The 873-nt window shown below is 51.2% G+C and carries 7 tRNA genes and 1 rRNA gene; all 8 read left to right on the top strand.

The window, feature by feature from the left end:
• Window positions 1-54 precede the first annotated feature (54 nt).
• The 8 genes from rrf (at window position 55) to PROCOU_RS15945 (ending at window position 823) form a co-directional block, all read left to right on the top strand.
• A 5S ribosomal RNA gene (gene rrf, locus PROCOU_RS15980) occupies window positions 55-169 on the top strand.
• Between the two features lie 17 nt (window positions 170-186).
• Window positions 187-259, top strand: a tRNA-Val gene (locus tag PROCOU_RS15975).
• A gap of 9 nt (window positions 260-268) precedes the next feature.
• Window positions 269-344: transfer RNA gene (locus PROCOU_RS15970), tRNA-Thr, on the top strand.
• 23 nt (window positions 345-367) lie between these two features.
• A tRNA-Lys gene (locus PROCOU_RS15965) sits at window positions 368-440 on the top strand.
• A 6-nt stretch (window positions 441-446) separates the two neighbouring features.
• Window positions 447-528: transfer RNA gene (locus tag PROCOU_RS15960), tRNA-Leu, on the top strand.
• A 12-nt stretch (window positions 529-540) separates the two neighbouring features.
• Window positions 541-615: transfer RNA gene (locus PROCOU_RS15955), tRNA-Gly, on the top strand.
• A 31-nt stretch (window positions 616-646) separates the two neighbouring features.
• A tRNA-Leu gene (locus tag PROCOU_RS15950) sits at window positions 647-735 on the top strand.
• A gap of 14 nt (window positions 736-749) precedes the next feature.
• Window positions 750-823: transfer RNA gene (locus PROCOU_RS15945), tRNA-Arg, on the top strand.
• Window positions 824-873 lie beyond the last annotated feature (50 nt).

Here is an 873-nt window from a genome sequence, read left to right as displayed (position 1 = left end):
GACTTTCTTATCTAGTTTTGAGAGAACAGCGTTCTTTCGATGAAAGATTCATTGTCTGGTGGTAATGGCGAAGAGGTCACACCCGTTCCCATCCCGAACACGGAAGTTAAGCTTTTCAGCGCCGATGGTAGTAGGGGCTTCCCCCTGTGAGAGTAGGTCGTCGCCGGGCAATGTACATATTTTTTGGGGGGCTTAGCTCAGCTGGGAGAGCATCTGCCTTACAAGCAGAGGGTCAGCGGTTCGATCCCGTTAGCCCCCATTTAATCAGGCCGGCTTAGCTCAGTTGGTAGAGCAACTGATTTGTAATCAGTAGGTCGCGAGTTCGACTCTTGCAGCCGGCACCATTTTCAACATATGTTTTTATTGTGAGCCGTTAGCTCAGTTGGTAGAGCATCTGACTTTTAATCAGAGGGTCGATGGTTCGAGCCCATCACGGCTCATTTTTTGCGGGTGTGGCGGAATTGGCAGACGCACCAGATTTAGGATCTGGCGCCGCGAGGCGTGAAGGTTCAAGTCCTTTCACCCGCATTTTATACTTATGCGGAAATAGCTCAGTGGTAGAGCACCACCTTGCCAAGGTGGGGGTCGCGGGTTCGAACCCCGTTTTCCGCTCCAAAAATTAGGTTGCCATTATAAAGTTTCTAACGCCGGGGTGGCGGAACTGGCAGACGCACAGGACTTAAAATCCTGCGGATAGTGATATCCGTACCGGTTCGATTCCGGTCCTCGGCACCATATACTTATATAATGCGCCCGTAGCTCAACTGGATAGAGTACTTGACTACGAATCAAGCGGTTAGAGGTTCGAATCCTCTCGGGCGCGCTTTCGGGAAGTAGCTCAGCTTGGTAGAGCACTTGGTTTGGGACCAAGGG

Source organism: Listeria rocourtiae FSL F6-920, assembly GCF_000525975.1.
Taxonomy (GTDB): Bacteria; Bacillota; Bacilli; order Lactobacillales; family Listeriaceae; genus Listeria_A; species Listeria_A rocourtiae.
Note: the sequence above shows the minus strand (reverse complement) of the source record. Positions and strands in the feature narration are given on the sequence as shown.